Raw genomic sequence first — 19152 nt, forward strand, 5'->3', positions numbered from 1 at the left:
TATTACCTAAAAGCTAGAATGGATAGGTAAATACAGATAGCGGCTACAGTGAAAAAGAGGATAGAAGTTAAACGATTCATCTTGAATTTAAATCCATACGCACAAAAAAAGATTGCTGCAGCTAATTTGGAAATGCTTTGATAAATCGGGGTATCTGAAAAGAAGGAACTGCTGAAAATGATTGAGGTAAGTAACGTTATGGAGATGAGCATTTTAAACCACAAAGGCTCTTTAAGAAAAAGTTGAAACATAAATTTAATCCGCTGCATGATGAAAACTCCCTTCAAGTTAATATATGGCAGTTATTCAAACGTATCACTTCTCTTTATGGTGGTATATAGTAAAAATCCTAATATGCTTTACTGGATGATCATTTCGTTTTAGTGTCGAAATCCACTAACCTAACTTCGACAAAAAATTTCCCGGAAAACTTTCGTAAATTCATTTTTTAATGGGCTTGAGGATGTTTTAATCAAACGCTTGTTTAAGGTGATGACTCTAAGACTTTGTCGAAAAAAGACCCATTGAAAATGGGTCTACTCTAAATTACTATGGCGTTTAAATGCAGCGTTGTGGTCCACTTTGTTAAGTGCACTGTATTGCAGACATAGGGTATCGAATACAATGTGAGCGCACTGGTCGAATAGGGAACCAAGCGGTTGAATCGTTTTCAATTCACTCTCACGACGATATTTAGTAGCAGCGGGGACGTGAAGAATGGTTGTTGCAGAATCTGCCAATGGTGATTCTGGATTTGCGGTAACAGCTACTACGGAACAGCCAAGAGTATGTGTCTTTTCAGCTGTCCAAACCACATTCTTGGTTGTTCCTGAACCAGAAATCGCTACTAAAAGGTCTCCTTCTTCAATAGATGGGGTGATTGTTTCACCTACAACATAGACGGCAGCACCTAAATGCATTAAGCGCATGGCAAATGATTTGGCCATCAGCCCGGAACGACCTTCACCAATAACGAAAATTCGCTTGGCTTTTTGCAATTGGCGGGCGATATCGTCCAGCTTATTTTCTTCTACCTGATTCAGTACAGTTTCGATTTCTTTAATAATAGTAGGAATGAATAACATGATTTATTTTGCCTCCACTAGTTTAAATTTGGCTGCTGCTTCTGCTGGATACTCTGCCTTCGTGATAGCGGAGCCTATGATCACGATGGAAGGATTTAGTGTTTTGCGTATTAAATCCAATGAATCGAGGGTAATTCCCCCTGCAGCAGCAATGGTCATATCAGGACCATAGAAGTTGTTTTCCACTGCACCATGATTGCTAGCCCCAAGCTCCTCTTGTTGATCCTTGCTTACATGCTCACAAAAAACAGCATTCTTGTATTTCATTAAATCTCTTTTTTGGTGCTCTGTTGTATTTAATAAATCAATCATTACGGTTTTATTGTATCGCCCTGCAACCTGCATACACGCCTCAATGGTTACAAGGGGAGACACGCCCATGACAGTCGCCACATCCGCTCCGGCTTCATAGCACATTTCAAATTCATAACGGGCATTATCAATCGTTTTTATATCGGCAACAATCGTTTTGGCAGGGAAAGCTTTTTTCAGCTCTCTAACGCTCGCCATCCCAAATTCCTTAATTAATGAGGTTCCGACCTCTATCCAATCAACGGAGTCCTCTACTTTTCTTGTTAATTCAATCGCTTCACTTATTTCCATCCGATCCAAAGCAAGTTGTATTTTCATCGGTTAAACTCCTTTTCGGTAGTAAATAAATCGATTTACTAAACCGGTTTATGAAATGATTATACTTCAAATGTAAGCGTTATTCAATAGAAAAGTAAAGAGGGTCTGGAAGGGAGAAGGAAGGAAAGTGCCTGCCAATAACTGTCCGTCTCAGGTGGACAGTGTCCACGAGCGGTGCCTGTCACCAGTGTCACCAAAACAGGCACTTACCTACTTGATCTCGCTCGGAAATACGATTACTTCGGGGGCATGATTTTCTTTGCGAATTTGTTGATAAAGGAGTTCGGCGGCTTTGGTCCCCATTTTTGCTGCTGGTTGTATGATAAAGGATAGGGTTGTCTCGAGCATTTGGGAGAAGGGGATGTTGTCAAATACTACTACATCTAGGTCTTTCCCAAACTTCATTCCTTTTTCTTTTAAGAATTCTCCAAGAGCAATAAAAACACGATCATTCGCTGCAAATAGGGCTGTTGGTTTTACATCTAATGAAAAAAGCTCTTCCAATTGCTTTTTCATATCGGGGATACTTGCTTCGATAATGTAATTTGGATTTACCTCAAAGCCTGCGTCATTCAAAGCTTTTTTGTATCCTTCCAATCTTTCTATCCGTGTGCTGACTGTAAGCGGCTGGACGGCAAAGGCAATATTTTTATGTCCGTTGTGGATGAAATGCTGAATGGCCTTGTAAGTGGATTCAGTGTTGTCGGTAATCACGGAAAACACATCAAGATTTTCTACTTTTCGATCGACAAACACAACGGGATAGCCTTGATTTATCATGATTTCATATAATTCATTATTTTTTCCTGTTGGAAAAATAATTAGCCCATCCACCTGTTTCGCCCGCAACATTTCAATATACTTCTTTTCCTTATCCGGATCATCATCGGCATTGCACACGATGGTCTGCAAATCATATTGATGAAAGAAATCCTCAATCGCACGGCTCACTTCTGTCGAGAAATAATGTGTTATATTCGCAACAATGATTCCAATAAGAGAGGTACGCTTCTGTTTGAGGCTCCTTGCTAAAAAATTGGGTTGATACCCTAGGGTGTCAATGGCCTCTTCAATTTTCTGCTTTGTTTTTTCACTCATATATTCATATCGTTTATTTAAGTATTGAGAAACGGTACTTTTTGATACACCTGCTTCACGGGCCACATCGGCCATCGTTACTTTTTCCATGCTATTTTCCTCTTTCCTATGGTTCATTGCTTTCATTTTAGCGACAAATCAACTATTTATCCAGTATCTTCGATGTACGGTCTTTTTTTGATAAAGAAAAGAGGACGACATATTTTTGTCATCCTCAACCATTATGCTAACCGCGCTACGTGAAATTATTACGCACTCATTTTCATAGCTGCGGGCTTGCTGCTATCCTTTTTTGCGACATTTACCGCCCAAACAGTCAAGATTGCAGATAGGAATAAAGATCCTGCCATAAAGATATAAGAAGCACCAAATCCACCTGTTGCACCGTTCAAATATCCTACAATATAGGCACCAACGAAGGATCCTAATGCACCCATAGAGTTAATCAGAGCCATTGCACCGCCGGCAACGTTACGCGGCAGGATTTCAGGAATAATTGCAAAGAATGGACCGTATGGAGCATACATCGCACCACCTGCAATGACCAACAGGGCAAAGGAAATCCAGAAGTGCTGTGTGCCAATTGCATACGAAGCATAGAAGGCGATTGCGCCAATTAATAGGAATGGCCAAACAAAAGCACTTCGGTTCATCATTTTATCAGAGAAATAGGAAGCAGTTAACATTAAAACAATGGCTAAAATATAAGGGACTGAAGACAACCAGCCTGTTGTAACAATATCCATATTTGGCGCCGCTTTAATAATAGAAGGGAGCCACATCACAAATCCATAGACACCAATGCTCCATAGGAAGTATTGAATGCTAAGTAAAATAACGGGTTTTGATTTGAAGGCTTCTGCGTAATTTTTAACCGGCTTAATTCCTTCTTGTTCTTTAGCTAATTGTAGTTCAAGGTCAGACTTTTCTTTATCGGTTAACCATTTTGCATCTTTCGGCTTATCATTGACTAACTTCCACCAAATAAACGCCCAAACGACAGCAGGCAGCCCTTCAATAATAAACATCCATCTCCAGCCAACCGATTCAACTAAATAACCAGAAACAATGGACATCCATAAAACAGTTGCGGGGTTACCAAGTATTAAGAACGTATTGGCACGTGAACGTTCTTTTTTTGTAAACCAGTTGCTCAATAGTACAAGCATCGACGGCATAACAGCGCTTTCTACGACTCCAAGGGCGAAACGAATGACGAACAGTAACTTCACATTCGTTACCATACCCGTGAACGTAGCAAGTAAGCCCCAAGCGATTAATGACCAAAAGATTAATACCTTGGCACTCTTTTTCTCCGCGTAAGCTGCACCTGGTACTTGGAAAAAGAAATAACCCAAGAAGAAAAGTGCCCCAAGCAGGGAAGAAGTGGCCGCTGTAATGTCAAGGTCCTTTGCTAATCCAGAAGCCGCTCCAAACCCATAGTTGGCACGGTCAAGATAGGCAAGACTGTAAGTGATAAAAGCAATAGGAATCAGATAAAACCATCTTTTTTTGGCAATCGTTTGGTTCATGTTAATTCACTCCCTGTAAATTATTTTCTATATATTTTTTTAACTGTGCTTTGGTTGGATAGCCATCGTTGTCACCAGGTGACTGAACAGCTAGTGAACCAATTGCATTTCCTCGCATAACCGCGTCATGAATGGAGATACCTTCAAGGAGTCCACTGATCACTCCGACAGCAAAACCATCACCTGCACCAACGGTATCGACGACCTTTTCTACAGGAAAGCCGAGTACGGTTCCTTCTTCGGTTGCTGTTTTATAAAAAGCACCCGCCGGCCCAAGCTTAATGACCACAAGCTCGACCCCTTTATCCAAGTAAAAGGAAGCAATATCACGAGGGTTTTTTAAACCTGTTAAAATTTCACCCTCAGCTAACCCCGGTAAAACGTAATCTGCTTGGAAAGCTACTTCATTGATTTCTTTTACCATTTCTTCTTGTGATGCCCAAAGAGTCGGACGTAAATTCGGATCCAAGGAGACCTTCCGACCATTTTTTTTCATAGTCGTTAACGCATGTTTGGCAAATGCTCGTGCACCTGTTGAAATCGCTAATGGAATCCCTGTCATATGAAGGTGTTTAGCGGCTGTGAAATACTCTTCATTAAAATCTCCTACAGTAAGATGACTTGCAGCGGATCCTTTACGGAAATATTGAACTTCAGGATCTCCTTCTAACACCATTGACTTTAATTGGAACCCAGTAGGGTACGTGTTGTCTAGCAAAACGTGGTCTATGTTGACGTTTTCATTTTGGAGACGGTTCATAATAAATTTTCCAAACGCGTCATTTCCTACTTTACTCGCCCAGCCAGAGCCGAGCCCAAGGCGGGCAAGTCCGATGGCGACGTTGGTTTCAGCGCCTGCAAGCTCACGGGTGAATTGGTTAACTTCATGTAAGGAACCAGGATGATTCGCCATGAACATCGCCATTGCTTCGCCGAATGTTACCACATCTAACTTTTTCATAGTAGTACCTCGCTTTCTGTGAACATTTGGATATACTCTTTTGTTCGTTCCTTTGGTTGTATGGGGAACTCAAGCGCTTTCACTAGATTGGAAGGGAGGCTGTTCATCACTTTTTCCCAGCTGTGTCCAATGTTTTTTTGAAGCGGCACGGTTACGAGTTCTCCGTTTTCCAAATTAACTTGTTTCAAATGAAGATACTGGACATATTGGGACAGCTGACTTAAAGCGTCGTCTATATCCTGCTTGGCATAGTACCAGTTTCCGGCATCAAATGTCATTTTAACCGGCACATTCTGTTCGGAGGCGCTTTCAAAAAATGCCTTTAAGTTGGAAACATTTCCGCCATACAGCGTTTGATCGTTCTCTACGAATAATTGAATTTCAGAATGCTGCTTCAAAAAGAAGTGGAGGTAGCTTAAATGGGATTGCTCTTTACTAAAATGTCCTAGTGATACTTTGACCCACTTGGCACCAAGCTTTTTTCCTTCTTCAAAAATGGCAGTTAACTCTTGTTCGTTTAACTGATGATTCGCATTCCATAATTCGACGGGTGCGGAATACACAGTAAAAAGTTGATGTTGTTCTATTTCTTGTTTCATGCTTTCTATCGGCGGAACTTGTTCTGAAAATAACTCGCGGCGAATCTCAATTCCATAAGCACCTGAACTTGCAATAAGCTTAATAAAAGAAGTTTGTCCTTTCTCTAAGACTTCGACTCTATCAAAAGCATTTAAAGGAACAATCACATTTTGCATGGTTATGACACCTTCTTTGAAGTAATTAAATATATCGATTTAGTAAACCGGTTTAGTAAATCGGTTTATGGATATTATAAACTCATTGTAAGCGCTATTGCAAGTAAAACTTTTAAAAAAACGGTTTGACAGAATTTTTCTAGTGGGGATGAATATAGGATGATAAAAATAGCGGACTTAATAGGAGGTTTTCTGGATAAGCCGAGTACATACGGCAATCACATGGGTTAGTGATTGCCGTATTGTAATTTACCGGGATGAAGGATTTTTATAGAAAGAATTTCACCACAATTTAAACAAATGATGTAGTTCTCTACTGCGCCCTTTGTGAAACTTTTTTCGATCAAACGAAGGCACTTGTGGTCAATGGCTTGCGTAAAGGAAGTTCCACCGCATTCTAGACATTTTTTTATTGTTAAATTCATTTAACACCCGCTTTACTAGAAATTTCCATACCAAAAGACGAAAAAAAGAACGTAATGTTACAGTGATAATAGGTAACATTCCATTCTATGCAGGTTAGGTGGGAAATTTGCATAAAAAAAGGGATTCAGCCGGTTGCCGAATCCAAAAAGAAATCTTATAAAAGGGGGTTTATGAAAGAGAGAGAAAAATGTTTGTCCTCTTCATGTATTTATCTTACCCCCTAAGTATGAACAAACTATGAACAAAGGTTTAAGGTTCTATTAATTTGAAGGTGACATTGTGGTTTAGTTTCTATGCCTTCATGCGTTCGGGAAGATTTTGAATCGATTGGACTACCATATCTAGCTTCGATTCAATCCGATATAGCAAATAGAGAGTCACAACGATTGGAAATCCTACCTCACTAATTAGAGGTATCATTTGCTCCACGAGATTTCACTCCTTTCTTTTAATAGAAGCCGGGCTTCCACTGGAACCCGGCCTCCTCTTACTCTATTAAATAATCTCATATTCGGTTACATTTCGATCGATAACCCGAGCTCCTTTCGCAGTAGCAAAATTACCGTTTGTAGAAGTGAAAACTCCTGACGCGATCATCTCTTCCATCGCCGCCTTCACCACAGATCCGTCAATCGGTTCCTTCGGATTGTCTATTGATAAACGTGCGGATTTACCAAACTCTGTCGTAAACTCCAACTCTAATGTTTTAGCCATTTCATTCACCTCCTAACACCATTTAATTTTTGATTACGCTAGTAAATCTGCATTGTCGACTCTCTCAATATTGCTGAGAGTGTCGTTGGATAAACCGATCAACGCTTGTGCTGCCTGGAATAGTTGATCAGCTGTCGCGGATTTCTGGATGTTACTAAGTGTCTTTGCTTTTAAAACAGGTTTTCCTTCGTCATCCATGCCAACTTGAAACACCAAACGTAACTTAGACGATGTTACAACTGCCTGTGCCATTGTCGATCACCTCCTTTCACCCTTTATATATATAAAAATAAGCGAAAAGGACATGGTCTGAAAAAATAAATCTCAGTTGGCGTATTCTGGAGTGACTGAAGATAAGAATGAAAAGGAGTTTGGGGCTATGCAGGCGATCATGGAAGGATATACAGTCGTTAGAAGTAAAAGAGACCAGCAAAGTTTTGCTGGCCTCTTACTTGTTAGATTAGTTGTTCTATTTTCTCGTTAAAGTATTCATTCATCAGGCAATCGAGTTTGATTGATAGACTTATATATTCGGAAGTATTTGGGCCACTTTGGGTAAATAATTCACTTAGTTTTATTTTTAACTCCACAATGTCCATTAAAAGTTTTTTGTTTTCAATTTGGGTCGATTTATTTGTTTTCATCATACACCTCGTATGTTTTTTTAGTAAATTGGTTTGGAAGGTGCGATGACTTGATTTACAAGTGCTTCAAATTTATGTTGGATAGCATTTTTCCAAAGCCTTTCCGATAGTAACATAGAACATCTTAGCTGTGAACACTGATTTAAATAGTAGGAAAATTGAGAAAAGGGTAAATGATACTGATATATCTTGATGCTGAAAACACCCTATAATTAGACATGATTTCGACAATAATAAGTTATTTTGTGATAACGTCTAAATTGCAACAATTTTCGGTTGAGGTTCAACCATTTAAAAATGGCCAAGCTTGAACTGCCCCATTAGCGAGGAATGTAAAAACTAGCAAATAAAGATTGATGGGGCTGAGATAATAACCATTTCTATCAGCTGTTCAACATTCCGTCATAACATTTCAAACAAACTGTGAACTTAACACTACAACCATGTTATTAACCTTCGAAATCCAATATAGTGTAAGTATAAAGAACAACGAAATATTGAAAGGCGGAATGACTTATGTTTAACAAATTTTTAAGAGAAAATAAGATTTCAGCAGCTATTTTAACCGTTATTCGTTTATACCTTGGCTACTCTTGGTTCACAGCTGGTTTTCATAAAATTACAGGTGGCTTTGACGCTTCAGGCTTTTTAAAAGGAGCAACAGCGAACCCCGTTAAAGGTCCAGATGGCAATATGGTTTATGCGTGGTATGTTGATTTCTTAAAAGACTTTGCACTACCAAACATCGATGTGTTCAACTTCATCGTTCCTTGGGGCGAAACATTGATCGGTTTAGGACTTCTATTAGGATGTTTAACAACAGCAGCAATGTTCTTTGGTCTAGTGATGAACTTCAGCTTTTTCTTAGCAGGAACTGTATCTCATAACCCAACTGACATTTTTTTAGGCTTCATCATCTTAGCAGCAGGCTTCAACGCAGGTAAATATGGTTTAGACCGCCGGGTGGTTCCATTCATCCGGAAAACAGCTAAGACTTATACTGAAAAAAATAAAGCAGCAGCCTAAATAATAGGAAAAAAAAGACGATTCGTTCTCCCCGAATCGTCTTTTTTTAATGCTTAAAATTACCTAAAAACTCTAGCGTGATTGGGTGAAAAGAAGCATTTTTAAGAAAAGCCGACAGAAAACGAAGATTTTGCTCGAATTTTGTCCGTGAATGCAACAATTCATATTCGTTGAAAGGGGGTGAAAATGTGCACTTCCGCCAATTTCTTATATTAGCACTACTGGTTGGTACAGCGATGTTTTTTCCAGACAATGCTTTTGCTGAGAAGAATGAACTTCGCCCTCAAAAGGGACAAGCTCCGGCTTCAATACAGGAACATGCACCAATACCAGAGCAGGCATCTGCACGAGAAGCTGCTTCAATTCCAGAACCTGCGACAATAGCAGTACCAGCAAAGTCTGAAGAGGCGAAATCGCTGAATAAGACGATTCCTGAACATGCTCGTGAAAACCAGGTACAAGCAAAACAACGACCAGCCCAAAATCAGGCTGCGGTAGAAAAAAGTTTGCCAGAGCAGGCCAATGGAAATATGAAGTCGGTGGTAAAGAAAGCTGAGAATGTTGCTCAGGTCAATGTTCCCGAACAAGCTGAGGCGGTCCGGAAAAATCATACAGTAGAAAAGTTGAATCCTAAAAATTCTATCCAAGCTACTGATAGTGAAGTAAAAGTCGAAAAAGTAAAGCCAGAAAAAGTAGATCAAGCTGTCTATTTGCAAGCTGAGGACTTAGACATAACAATGTCAGAATCCGTTATGCAGGAGCCACAGAAAGAACCTGCCACGAAGGAAGAGATTCCTAAGGTGAACCAAGTACTGAATCAATCACAGAGAAGCAACAGTTCTGGGGGTCAATCAAATGATCGGGTTAATCAAGGGATAAATAATTTAAGCTTTTTGGATAAATGGTTTGAATGGAATCATTACTTTGAAATCAAACTTGTCCAACCATACCTTTCACGGTTGCCAATGATGAATACTCAATGGGTGAATGCTCCGCCAGCACCGCCGCCGCAGGCAGCTCCTTTATTTACCAATGTCACCCGCAGCTAAAAGCCACGGATCATGATAATAAAAGGAGCGAATTAAAAAATGAAACATTACTTAAACCCTAATAAAGTTGCTAAATCTTTTGTACTTGCAGGAGCATTATCGTTTGGAATTTTTGCTGGAGGTCAATTTACTGAAGCAGCAGGTCCAGATCACGCTAAAGCTGAAAAAGCGGTTCAAGTGAAACCATCCAATAACGCAAAGGTTAATGTTGAGGTTAAACCAGTGGTTCCGGCAGCACCAGCAGCACCAGCGGTACAGGCTAAAGATGAAGTAAAGCCTAATGAAAATAAGGCTAGTAAGTCGCAGGCAAGCGTGCATGCAAGCGAAAATGCAAAATTGCATGCTGCCCCAAATTCAGCTGTTCATGGAAAGGGAGAAAAAGCTGATGATGTGGTGGTGGAAGAGGAAGTAAAGCAAGAAGAACCAGTTGAGGAAACCACACCTGTCACTGACCTTCAACCCGAAGCTGCAACGGATGTGACTGAAGCAGATACCACTACTGATTCTGAAGAAGCGGTTGACGTTGATCACGATGTAACTGTAAAAACAGAAGATGAGGATGACGCGGCAAAAGACGAGGAAAAAGAAACAGCTACTGACTCCGACTCAGTTGTTAGAATTGAAGATGAAGAAGATGAGGATGAAGATTCTAAAAACATCGACTTTGAAACAGATGCGATTGTAAAAACTGAAGATGACGAAGAAGCTGAGGTAATTGTAGAAGAGGAAAAAGTAAACCCATCTGCAGCAAACAAAGCAAAGTCACAAGCTAGTGTAGCAAGCGAAACTGCTAAAGCACATGCAGCAGCGAATTCAGCTGTACTTGCAGTAGCAGAAGAAGTACCTGCTGAGGAAGCTGTTGAAGTGGAAACTGGTGTTGAATCTGAAGAGGTTGCTGAAGAAGTAGTGACTGAAGAAGAAACAGTAGTAGTTGATACTGAAACAGAAGAAACTGAAGTAGTTGAAGAAGAAGCAGAAGTAACTGAGGTTGAAAAAGTAAACCCATCTGCAGCAAACAAAGCAAAGTCACAAGCTAGTGTAAAAGCAAGTGAAACTGCTAAAGCACATGCAGCAGCGAATTCAGCTGTACTTGCAGTAGCAGAAGAAGTACCTGCTGAGGACGCTGTTGAAGTGGAAACTGGTGTTGAATCTGAAGAGGTTGCTGAAGAAGTAGTGACTGAAGAAGAAACAGTAGTAGTTGATACTGAAACAGAAGAAACTGAAGTAGTTGAAGAAGAAGCAGAAGTAATTGAGGTTGAAAAAGTAAACCCATCTGCAGCAAACAAAGCAAAGTCACAAGCTAGTGTAAAAGCAAGCGAGACTGCTAAAGCACATGCAGCAGCGAATTCAGCTGTGCAAGCAGAGGCAGTAGAAGTTCCTGCTGAGGAAGCTGTTGAAGTTACGACCGAAGTTGGATCTGAAGAAGTTGCAGAAGATGTAGTACCTGCTCAAGAAGCTGTTGAAGTAGGAACTGAAGTTGTAACTGAAGAAGATGCTGTGGTCGAAATTGACTTAAAAAATTAATCAATATTAAATGAGAAACCGAAGGATTTTTCCTTCGGTTTTTGTATGTTTTTCTATTAATCTTAACATGTTAAATTAGTATATAAGTATTGTATTCTTTTCACACTGAAGTCAGAAGACGCTCCAGGTTCAGACACAGAAGCAACGGAATCCGGCAAACCTGTCAGAATTCTCCCTGATTCAGAGAAAGTTGCCATTTGATTCAGCAAACCTTTTTGAATATCCCCACATTGTATCATGCCTTTGTTTAATCTTTAAATTGCCAAATTAATTCCACCTGTAGAAAGTTATTGACTTAACTTTCTTATATTAAAATTGTCTCTTAATAACGTCCAGTTTGAAGGATATGGGTATCCTAATGCCCAGTAACTGATTCCGCGAAGGTTAAATTCTTTTGCTAAGTCGAATTTCGCTTGGGCGCTTCGGGCGTCTTCAAACCAAACTTCATGACCGCGTCCTTGTTCATCGACGTAGCGGAAAAATGGTGATTGGGTGAGGGTGTCATATTGAATGGCGGCTCCGTATTTTACTGCTCGAGCAACTGCTTCTTGCGTACTAAATGTTTCAGCCTCCTGCCCTTGAACATGCGGGGTAAGCCAATCTCGAGCATAAATTTGGAAGCCTAAGAATATTTTTTCTGCTGGCATAACTGATAGGGCATATTCCACGACACGTCTCATTTGGTTAACCGGTGAGATTGCTTGCGGCGGGCCAAGACGATATCCCCACTCATAGGTCATGAGCACAACGAAATCGGCAATTCGACCATGTGCCTCGTAATCATGGGCCTCATATAACAGACCGGCTTGTGTAGCACTCAATTTTGGAGCTACTGCGGTTGAGACAAAATAGCCTCTTGGATGAAGGCGGTCGACGGTAAGCTGAAGAAATTGATTGTAATTCACCCGGTCAGCCGGTAATACATTTTCAAAATCAATGTTTACTCCCCGGTATCCCTTTTCCTCCATAATCCGGAGAACATTGGTAATGACTTTCTCTCGTATTTTCGGACTAGCCAAAATGGTATGGGCTACATTGGAGCCGGCTGCAGTTGAAGTGAAGTTTGTAATTGACATCATCGGTACGACGTATTCTGCTTTGGCGGCTTGAATCATTAAATCGTCGCGTACTGGCTGCAAGTCCCCGCTTTCATTAATAAGATAGGCAAAAGGACTGGCATACGTAAGGAAGTCACCAAGTTCATGTATGGTTTGGGCACCTGAGGCGTCTGCTTGATAGGAATAAGCATTTACTTCAATGGTTGGTTTCTGCACTGGAATTCTTAGTTGTAAACCCGGGTAAATAAGGTTTGGATTTTGTATCTGATTCTCGCTGATAAGAGCTTGAACGGTAACTCCATATCGGTTAGCCACTTGCCATAACGTTTCTCCCGGCTGGATGGTGTGGATTCTTGACGGAATTAATAGGCGGGTTCCAGGATACAAAACATTTGGATTGGTGATTTGATTTTCCTGGATAATTGAATTAATTGTCACACCATATTGTTGTGAAATGGACCATAACGTTTCACCGCTTTTTATGACGTGCCACGTCCCTGGTACTGGTACAACTAAAGACTGTCCAACCACCAGCTGGTTTGGGTTTTGCAGACCGTTTCCTTCGATAATTCCATTCATACTCACATTATAACGATTGGCAATTTGCCAAAGTGATTCACCGCTTCGGACAACATGTATAACCAAAAGATCGCCCCCTACTTTTTCATCAATAATGTACTATATGTAGGTAATGGGCATTGTGTCATCTGTCTAGATAAAGGAGTTTTTTCGTTATTTATAGAAGAGTAATACCGAGATTAAGGCGTATGATTGTTTCTACCTATACTATAAACGGGGAAAATTTAAAGTTGCTCTCCAACGACGCTAAATCTGGTGTGTTCAACATTCTGCCATAACATTTTAAACAAACTGTGTACTTAACACTGTTCCCATGTTATTAACTATCAAAATCCAATATAGTGTAAGTATAACGAACAAACAAATTATGAAAAGGCGGAATGACTTATGTTTAACAACAGCAGCTATGTTCTTCGGTTTAGTAATGAATTTCAGCTTCTTCTTAGCAGGAACAGTATCTCATAACCCAACAGACATTTTCTTAGGCTTCATCATCTTAACAGCAGGTTACAACGCTGGCAGAATCGGTTTAGACCGCTGGGTAGTACCATTCTTTAACAAAACAGTTGGAAAAACTAAGACAAAGTCAGCTGCATAAGTGGTCACAAAAAAAGACGATTCGTCCCCCTCGAATCGTCTTTTTGCTATTCCTTATACATACCTATTCCGACCGGACAACATTCCAAATACCACAATGACCATTGAAACGACAATCAAGGTAACGATGGGAAGGGTCCAAGAATGCGCCATATCATATAAATAGCCAATAAACAAAGGACCCACTGCTGCAAGGAGGTAACCTGTTGATTGTGTCATTCCAGATAACTCAGCAGATTGATTGGCACTCCGAGCACGAAGACCAATATAGCTTAGCGCTAAGGGAAAGGCTCCTCCCAATGCGAATCCAATTAAGGCAATACTCATGATTAAAACCGGATACGATGAACCTAACAGTAATCCACTATAACCAACAATGGAGAACATCCCTAACATGAATGCAATCCATACCTGTGATTGAGAACGTCCTGCGAGGACGGGAATGAAGAAACTTGCCGGTAATCCTACTAACTGGGTAAAGGAAAGCATCCAGCCGGCTGTTTGCATACTCATTCCATGACTATGCAAGATCTCAGGCAGCCAAGAAATGGTTACATAAAATAAAAAGGACTGAAATCCCATAAAAATGGCGATTTGCCATGCCAGAGGAGTGCGCCACATGGTATTGGAGGCGGAACCCTCCTGCTGTTTTATGGCTCTCGAATTGTCCCTTACATTATTTTTTCGAAGAAGTATCCACACTAGGATTGCCACTACCACTGGTATGGTCCATACAATTTGTGCCCCTTGCCACCCAAGGCCCAAATCGATTGCTAAAGGAATACTGATCCCTGAGGCTAAGGACGCAATTAATCCCATCGATGTTGAATAAACACTAGTCATTAAACCGAATTTGTGTGGAAACTTGTCCTTAACCACCGCTGGCAACAAAACATTTCCAATTGCAATTCCCATTCCCGCCAAAAGAGTTCCGGTGAAGAGGAAAAAGGTCATAGGGATTGACCGGATCGCAATGCCAATTAAAAGAAATGATAACCCTATAATTAAGGTTAATTCATTTGTGACCCGAGACGCTATTTTGGGAACGAGTGGAGACATGACCGCGAACACCACTAAAGGCAAGCTCATCAATAAACCTGCACTCCAATGTGCCAGACCTACATCCTCCTGAATCATCCCCACTAACGGTCCGAGCGATGTAATTGCTGGGCGCAGATTAAAGGCGATAAGAACAATCCCGGCAATAAAAAAATATATATAAGTTGATTTTGTATTTGCTTTTGATTCCAATAACTCCAAAAAAGCAACTCCTCTCTATAAAACAAACCTTATAAATTATAGCACAATCAAGATAAATCCCATTACTTTTTACCGGTAGTAAATCAACTTGTCCTCACCATTCTTTACTCAATCGAATAAGCTAGTGTGATAGACAGTTATCGAAAGGGGTGGCATTGTGGGTAGAAGGTTAAAGATCGCGATGATTTCACCAGGTACTTTTCCGATTTCTGGTGGAAGATCTAGTTCGATTGAGATGTTAATGAAGAAACTGGCAAGTCTTTTTCAAAAAGAGGCAGATGTTTTTATGTTTGGAAAAAGGTTTAGGAAGCAGCCTGAATGGGAAACGAAGGGTTCCATTACTTACTATCGTTATACCTCCTCCAAGGGGAAAACGTATATTAACCAAAGTATTGAGCAGCTGAAGGTATTAAAGCCGGATATTATTCACATTGAAAATCGCCCTCGATTTGCCAAGGCCGTCCGTTTAGCAATCCCAAACGCCAAAATCGTCTTGGCTCTCCAGTCTACACTATTTATGTCCCGGCCGTATATTGGCAAAGAGGAATTGGTCACCTGTTTGGAGAGTGCCGATGCGATTATCGTTAATAGCCATTTTTTAAAGAATTATATGATAAAAGAAACGCTGTGTTCTGCTTCCAAGATTTCCGTTAATCATTTAGGAGTAGACACTGATCAATTTCAACCTAAATGGCATCATGAACAGAAAGCCAAGGCGGAACTGTTAAAAAAAGAATGGGGTGTAACAGATAGGAAAATCCTCCTTTATTCCGGCAGGCTCGTTAAAATCAAAGGTGTTCATCATATCCTTGCGGCAATGCCTGAGTTGGTAAAAGTAGACCCTTCGATCGTCCTAGTTATTGCAGGAAGTTCTCTTTCTCCAACTTCCGACAACCTTGGATATGAAGCACGTTTACTTGAACTTGCTGAAAAAGTGAAGGGTCATGTGATATTTGCCTCTTTTATAACTCATGATGAGATCCACACTTGGTATCAAATGGCGGACTTGCTTTTGGTCCCATCTGCCGCTGAACCATTCGGACTTGTGAATGTCGAGGCAATGGCAGTAGGAACTCCTGTTATTGGAACAAACTCAGGGGGAATACCAGAAATCATCCAACATGGAAAAACAGGTATTCTTATTGATCCAGAAAGGGTGGTTCAGGAACTAACTTGGCAGATTCTCAAATTGTTTTCTCGTCCTGAAAAAATCATGAAGATGGGCGTGGACAGCGCCATACACGTTAGAGCGAACTTCACCTGGGTTCGTACTGCGCAAAGGCAGTTAGCCTTATACCGAGACTTACTAGAAAAAAGATGATAGTAGTCAATTCATCCAAACTCTTTATTTCAATGAATCATAGTATGTGTAAGGATTCAAAGGGGATGTCCACTATGAGATGAGAGAGGAACGAACAAATGGTCAATCAGGACTTTTGGAAAAATAAAAATGTATTTGTTACCGGTCATACCGGGTTTAAAGGTTCATGGCTGTGTTTATGGCTTCATTCTTTAGGAGCCAACGTAATTGGATATAGTTTAAAGCCGCCGACCACACCTAGTTTATTTCAGTTATGCCAGTTGGAACAGCTTATCCCGACTCACTATGGTGATATCCGTGATCAAAAAGCATTAGAAAATGCTCTCCACTCAGCGACGCCGGATATTGTGATTCATATGGCAGCACAGCCGTTGGTACGTGCCTCTTACGTAAATCCGGTTGAAACTTACGCAACCAATGTGATGGGAACGGTGAATGTACTAGAGTCAGTGAGAACAGCGGTGCAAAAGGGAATCAACGTTAAAGCAGTGGTCAATGTGACGACAGATAAATGCTATAGCAATCAAGAATGGCCATGGGGATACCGGGAACATGATACGCTCGGTGGCTATGACCCGTATTCCAATAGCAAAGCATGCTCTGAACTCGTAACGGACGCGTATCGGAATTCTTTTTTTCAGGGTGTAGTTGGGATTGCGAGTGCAAGGGCAGGTAATGTGATTGGCGGAGGAGATTGGGCGGTTGACCGCTTGCTTCCAGATTGCTTTCGTACACTGCAAACTGGGGGAACCATAAAAATCCGTAACCCTCATGCAATTCGACCTTGGCAGCATGTATTAGACCCATTAAGCGGCTATTTATCCTTAGTAGAAAAGCTATACACCGATGGACAAAACTTTGCCGAAGGCTGGAATTTCGGTCCAGATGATGGGGATGGGAAGACGGTGGAATGGATTGTAAAGCAAATTTGTGCGAAATGGGGAACCAGCGCCACTTATGAAGTGGGGCAAGGACCGCACCCGCATGAAGCCCATTATTTACGTCTCGATTGCTCGAAGGCTAAGTTCAAATTGGGCTGGTATCCGAGATGGAATGTCGAGCAGGCAATTGACAAAAGTGTGGAATGGACAAGGGCTTATTTAGCCCAAGAGGATGTTAAGGCTGTCTGCTTACAGCAAATCGACGAATATTTAAAAAGCTAACCAACGAAAGGGGGAGAACTATGAAAGTCGTTATACTCTGCGGAGGAAAAGGCACGAGAATGAGCGAAATCACCGATGAGCTTCCGAAGCCGCTTACAATGATCGGGGATAAGCCGATACTTTGGCATATTATGAAAATTTATCAAAACTATGGTTTTAATGAATTTATTTTATTACTCGGTTATAAAGGCGACAAAATCAAGGAATATTTTATGGACTATGAATGGAAGAATAATAGTTTTACGATGGACTCCTCTACTGGTGATATTAAAATCTTAGGTCCGAGGGAAAAGTGGAAGATTACGTTTGTTGATACCGGGTTGAATACCATGACTGGAGGCAGAATTAAGAAGGCTCAGAAATATATCGGGGATGAAAGTTTCCTTTTAACCTACGGTGATGGACTATCTGATGTTAATCTGCAGGAGTTAATTCAATTTCACAAGGCGAAAGGAACGATTGCCGCTGTAACAGGGATTAAGAAAAAGAGCCAATTTGGCACCTTAACGGTCAATCAGGGGATCGCGGAATCCTTTGAGGAAAAAACGGAGACAGACGGAATCATCAATGGGGGCTATTTTGTGTTAAGTCCTGAGGTCTTCAACTACCTAAAGGACGATGACCTTTGCATATTCGAAGAGGAACCATTGAAAAAATTAACCCAAGACCGTCAATTATCTGTCTATCTTCATGATGGATTTTGGACAGCTATTGATACGTATAAAAATGTATTGGACATCAATGAGATGTTGGAGAAAGGGAACATTGCATGGAATCCGAAGCTAACATGAATGCCACACTGGATTCAGAGAATGTTTTTTGTACCATTTTATCGAAAACACGGGTTTATCAGGGCCTTGCGTTACTTGCGAGCTTGAAAAAGGTGATGGCCCAGGGATTTGTACTCTTTATCCATTGTGTAGACTTAGACTCTTATAAACTATTGAAAAAAATGAAACTAGATAATGTGCATTTTATACGAGAGAAACGACTAGATGAAAGCATTCGTAATCTAAAACGAGAACGAAGGATCCATGAATACTGCTGGACGTTAAAGCCTGTGATTTGTGACTATGTGCTGACAGTGTATCCTTCTGTCAAACGTATTACCTACCTCGATTCAGATTTGTACTTCTGGTCAGACCCAACATCCATTTTTAAAAATCAGCCTGACTGTTCGGTGCTGCTTTCCATTGAAGAAAAATACCGGCCTAATATGAACCAAAGAATTGTACAGAGAAAAAGTAAGATAACTGGAATTTATAATTCAGGATTTATCTCTTTTAAGAATGATGAAATTGGAGTGAAGGCGTTAAAGTGGTGGAGGGAGAAATGCTTGGAGGCATGCAGGATTGCACCAGAAGAGGGTATTTTTGGAGATCAGAAATATTTAGATGATATGCCCTCCTTATTCTCTACTAGCTGCGATATTGCAACACCAGGTGTTAATGTTGGTCCTTGGAATGTATTAAAATATCAATTTTCAAATGTGAATGATTCGGTTTGCATTGATGAACATTTGCTTGTTTTTTACCATTTTAGTGGTTTAAGAGTCGTGGCAAAGGACAAAGTCGAGTTTGTTTATCGAGTGAATCGGAGGAAACTCCCTTTTATTTATTCGCTTTATATCAAAGCAATTGCGGAAGCGATTGAGTTAGCAGCAAAAGTAGATCCTGACTTTAACGGCCTCGCAGATGAAGCAGCATTGCAAAGATATTGGAATTAAGGCG

Annotated in this window: 21 protein-coding genes and 1 pseudogene; 9 read left to right on the forward strand and 13 right to left on the reverse strand. The window is 40.6% G+C overall.

Annotated elements, in window-relative coordinates; translation table 11 throughout:
• Positions 1–2: 2 nt before the first annotated feature.
• The 10 genes from QFZ31_RS23985 to QFZ31_RS24030 all read right to left on the reverse strand — a co-directional run bounded on the left by QFZ31_RS23985 (position 3) and on the right by QFZ31_RS24030 (position 7453).
• A complete protein-coding gene (locus QFZ31_RS23985; RefSeq protein ID WP_307307736.1) occupies positions 3–269 on the reverse strand; it encodes a hypothetical protein in 267 nt (88 codons plus the stop codon).
• Positions 270–536: 267 nt separating this feature from the next.
• The gene (gene hxlB / locus QFZ31_RS23990; RefSeq protein WP_307307739.1) at positions 537–1085 is read right to left on the reverse strand and encodes a 6-phospho-3-hexuloisomerase; all 549 of its coding nucleotides are present in this window, start codon (positions 1083–1085) and stop codon (positions 537–539) included.
• Positions 1086–1088: 3 nt separating this feature from the next.
• Positions 1089–1715 carry a 3-hexulose-6-phosphate synthase gene (gene hxlA / locus QFZ31_RS23995; protein ID WP_307307740.1) on the reverse strand — a complete coding sequence of 209 codons (627 nt, stop codon included), beginning with the start codon at positions 1713–1715 and terminating at the stop codon, positions 1089–1091.
• A gap of 210 nt (positions 1716–1925) precedes the next feature.
• Entirely contained in the window at positions 1926–2903 is a 978-nt protein-coding gene (locus QFZ31_RS24000; protein WP_307307743.1) for a LacI family DNA-binding transcriptional regulator, read from the reverse strand.
• A 158-nt stretch (positions 2904–3061) separates the two neighbouring features.
• Entirely contained in the window at positions 3062–4345 is a 1284-nt protein-coding gene (locus QFZ31_RS24005) for an MFS transporter (RefSeq protein ID WP_307307745.1), read from the reverse strand.
• Between the two features lies 1 nt (position 4346).
• A complete protein-coding gene (locus tag QFZ31_RS24010; RefSeq protein WP_307307747.1) occupies positions 4347–5306 on the reverse strand; it encodes a sugar kinase in 960 nt (319 codons plus the stop codon).
• Positions 5303–6061 (reverse strand): sugar phosphate isomerase/epimerase family protein, encoded by a 759-nt coding sequence (locus tag QFZ31_RS24015; protein ID WP_307307750.1) that lies wholly within the window; start codon positions 6059–6061, stop codon positions 5303–5305. The genes QFZ31_RS24010 and QFZ31_RS24015 overlap by 4 nt, the downstream gene beginning before the upstream one ends.
• A gap of 717 nt (positions 6062–6778) precedes the next feature.
• The gene (locus QFZ31_RS24020) at positions 6779–6916 is read right to left on the reverse strand and encodes a YvrJ family protein (RefSeq protein ID WP_034673739.1); all 138 of its coding nucleotides are present in this window, start codon (positions 6914–6916) and stop codon (positions 6779–6781) included.
• A gap of 66 nt (positions 6917–6982) precedes the next feature.
• Positions 6983–7201 (reverse strand): DUF2922 domain-containing protein, encoded by a 219-nt coding sequence (locus QFZ31_RS24025; protein ID WP_307307751.1) that lies wholly within the window; start codon positions 7199–7201, stop codon positions 6983–6985.
• A gap of 33 nt (positions 7202–7234) precedes the next feature.
• A complete protein-coding gene (locus QFZ31_RS24030; protein WP_306076648.1) occupies positions 7235–7453 on the reverse strand; it encodes a DUF1659 domain-containing protein in 219 nt (72 codons plus the stop codon).
• A 91-nt stretch (positions 7454–7544) separates the two neighbouring features.
• On the opposite strand from QFZ31_RS24030, the gene QFZ31_RS24035 reads away from it, so the two are divergent.
• Positions 7545–7685, forward strand: coding sequence for a hypothetical protein (locus tag QFZ31_RS24035; RefSeq protein ID WP_307307754.1), 141 nt, complete (start codon positions 7545–7547; stop codon positions 7683–7685).
• On the opposite strand, the gene QFZ31_RS33885 is transcribed toward QFZ31_RS24035, so the two are convergent.
• Positions 7657–7848, reverse strand: coding sequence for a Spo0E family sporulation regulatory protein-aspartic acid phosphatase (locus QFZ31_RS33885; RefSeq protein ID WP_373459879.1), 192 nt, complete (start codon positions 7846–7848; stop codon positions 7657–7659). The genes QFZ31_RS24035 and QFZ31_RS33885 overlap by 29 nt on opposite strands.
• Positions 7849–8361: 513 nt before the next feature.
• Between QFZ31_RS33885 and QFZ31_RS24040 the strand changes: the two genes are divergently transcribed.
• The 3 genes from QFZ31_RS24040 to QFZ31_RS24050 all read left to right on the forward strand — a co-directional run bounded on the left by QFZ31_RS24040 (position 8362) and on the right by QFZ31_RS24050 (position 11444).
• Positions 8362–8871 (forward strand): DoxX family membrane protein, encoded by a 510-nt coding sequence (locus tag QFZ31_RS24040; protein WP_307307756.1) that lies wholly within the window; start codon positions 8362–8364, stop codon positions 8869–8871.
• A 188-nt stretch (positions 8872–9059) separates the two neighbouring features.
• Entirely contained in the window at positions 9060–9920 is an 861-nt protein-coding gene (locus tag QFZ31_RS24045; RefSeq protein WP_307307757.1) for a hypothetical protein, read from the forward strand.
• Between the two features lie 39 nt (positions 9921–9959).
• A complete protein-coding gene (locus QFZ31_RS24050) occupies positions 9960–11444 on the forward strand; it encodes a hypothetical protein (RefSeq protein ID WP_307307758.1) in 1485 nt (494 codons plus the stop codon).
• A 287-nt stretch (positions 11445–11731) separates the two neighbouring features.
• On the opposite strand, the gene QFZ31_RS24055 is transcribed toward QFZ31_RS24050, so the two are convergent.
• Positions 11732–13147, reverse strand: coding sequence for a LysM peptidoglycan-binding domain-containing protein (locus QFZ31_RS24055; protein ID WP_307307762.1), 1416 nt, complete (start codon positions 13145–13147; stop codon positions 11732–11734).
• A gap of 322 nt (positions 13148–13469) precedes the next feature.
• On the opposite strand from QFZ31_RS24055, the pseudogene QFZ31_RS24060 reads away from it, so the two are divergent.
• Positions 13470–13679 (forward strand): annotated as a pseudogene (locus QFZ31_RS24060) (Crp/Fnr family transcriptional regulator); the annotation flags it as partial.
• A 53-nt stretch (positions 13680–13732) separates the two neighbouring features.
• Here the strand turns inward: QFZ31_RS24060 and QFZ31_RS24065 are convergent.
• Complete coding sequence (locus tag QFZ31_RS24065) at positions 13733–14938, reverse strand: CynX/NimT family MFS transporter (protein WP_307307765.1); 1206 nt, start codon at positions 14936–14938, stop codon at positions 13733–13735.
• Between the two features lie 157 nt (positions 14939–15095).
• On the opposite strand from QFZ31_RS24065, the gene QFZ31_RS24070 reads away from it, so the two are divergent.
• From QFZ31_RS24070 to QFZ31_RS24085, 4 genes are all read left to right on the forward strand, one after another.
• Positions 15096–16259, forward strand: coding sequence for a glycosyltransferase family 4 protein (locus QFZ31_RS24070; protein WP_307307768.1), 1164 nt, complete (start codon positions 15096–15098; stop codon positions 16257–16259).
• Positions 16260–16357: 98 nt separating this feature from the next.
• Positions 16358–17422 carry a CDP-glucose 4,6-dehydratase gene (gene rfbG, locus QFZ31_RS24075; RefSeq protein ID WP_307307770.1) on the forward strand — a complete coding sequence of 355 codons (1065 nt, stop codon included), beginning with the start codon at positions 16358–16360 and terminating at the stop codon, positions 17420–17422.
• Positions 17423–17442: 20 nt separating this feature from the next.
• Entirely contained in the window at positions 17443–18213 is a 771-nt protein-coding gene (locus tag QFZ31_RS24080; RefSeq protein ID WP_307307771.1) for a glucose-1-phosphate cytidylyltransferase, read from the forward strand.
• Complete coding sequence (locus tag QFZ31_RS24085) at positions 18192–19148, forward strand: putative nucleotide-diphospho-sugar transferase (protein ID WP_307307772.1); 957 nt, start codon at positions 18192–18194, stop codon at positions 19146–19148. Before QFZ31_RS24080 ends, QFZ31_RS24085 begins: the two co-directional genes overlap by 22 nt.
• The last annotated feature ends 4 nt before the right edge of the window (positions 19149–19152 follow it).

Source organism: Neobacillus niacini (genome assembly GCF_030817595.1).
Lineage (GTDB): Bacteria > Bacillota > Bacilli > Bacillales > Cytobacillaceae > Neobacillus > Neobacillus niacini_G.

Bases quoted from the DNA above. Each gene is read 5' to 3' on its own strand.
- QFZ31_RS24015 (WP_307307750.1), bottom strand. From the start codon at position 6,061: ATGCAAAATGTGATTGTTCCTTTAAATGCTTTTGATAGAGTCGAAGTC.
- QFZ31_RS24010 (WP_307307747.1), bottom strand. From the start codon at position 5,306: ATGAAAAAGTTAGATGTGGTAACATTCGGCGAAGCAATGGCGATGTTC.
- QFZ31_RS24085 (WP_307307772.1), top strand. From the start codon at position 18,192: ATGGAATCCGAAGCTAACATGAATGCCACACTGGATTCAGAGAATGTT.
- QFZ31_RS24005 (WP_307307745.1), bottom strand. From the start codon at position 4,345: ATGAACCAAACGATTGCCAAAAAAAGATGGTTTTATCTGATTCCTATT.
- QFZ31_RS24000 (WP_307307743.1), bottom strand. From the start codon at position 2,903: ATGGAAAAAGTAACGATGGCCGATGTGGCCCGTGAAGCAGGTGTATCA.
- hxlA (WP_307307740.1), bottom strand. From the start codon at position 1,715: ATGAAAATACAACTTGCTTTGGATCGGATGGAAATAAGTGAAGCGATT.
- QFZ31_RS24030 (WP_306076648.1), bottom strand. From the start codon at position 7,453: ATGGCACAGGCAGTTGTAACATCGTCTAAGTTACGTTTGGTGTTTCAA.
- QFZ31_RS24050 (WP_307307758.1), top strand. From the start codon at position 9,960: ATGAAACATTACTTAAACCCTAATAAAGTTGCTAAATCTTTTGTACTT.
- QFZ31_RS23985 (WP_307307736.1), bottom strand. From the start codon at position 269: ATGCAGCGGATTAAATTTATGTTTCAACTTTTTCTTAAAGAGCCTTTG.
- QFZ31_RS33885 (WP_373459879.1), bottom strand. From the start codon at position 7,848: ATGATGAAAACAAATAAATCGACCCAAATTGAAAACAAAAAACTTTTA.
- hxlB (WP_307307739.1), bottom strand. From the start codon at position 1,085: ATGTTATTCATTCCTACTATTATTAAAGAAATCGAAACTGTACTGAAT.
- QFZ31_RS24040 (WP_307307756.1), top strand. From the start codon at position 8,362: ATGTTTAACAAATTTTTAAGAGAAAATAAGATTTCAGCAGCTATTTTA.
- QFZ31_RS24025 (WP_307307751.1), bottom strand. From the start codon at position 7,201: ATGGCTAAAACATTAGAGTTGGAGTTTACGACAGAGTTTGGTAAATCC.
- QFZ31_RS24080 (WP_307307771.1), top strand. From the start codon at position 17,443: ATGAAAGTCGTTATACTCTGCGGAGGAAAAGGCACGAGAATGAGCGAA.
- rfbG (WP_307307770.1), top strand. From the start codon at position 16,358: ATGGTCAATCAGGACTTTTGGAAAAATAAAAATGTATTTGTTACCGGT.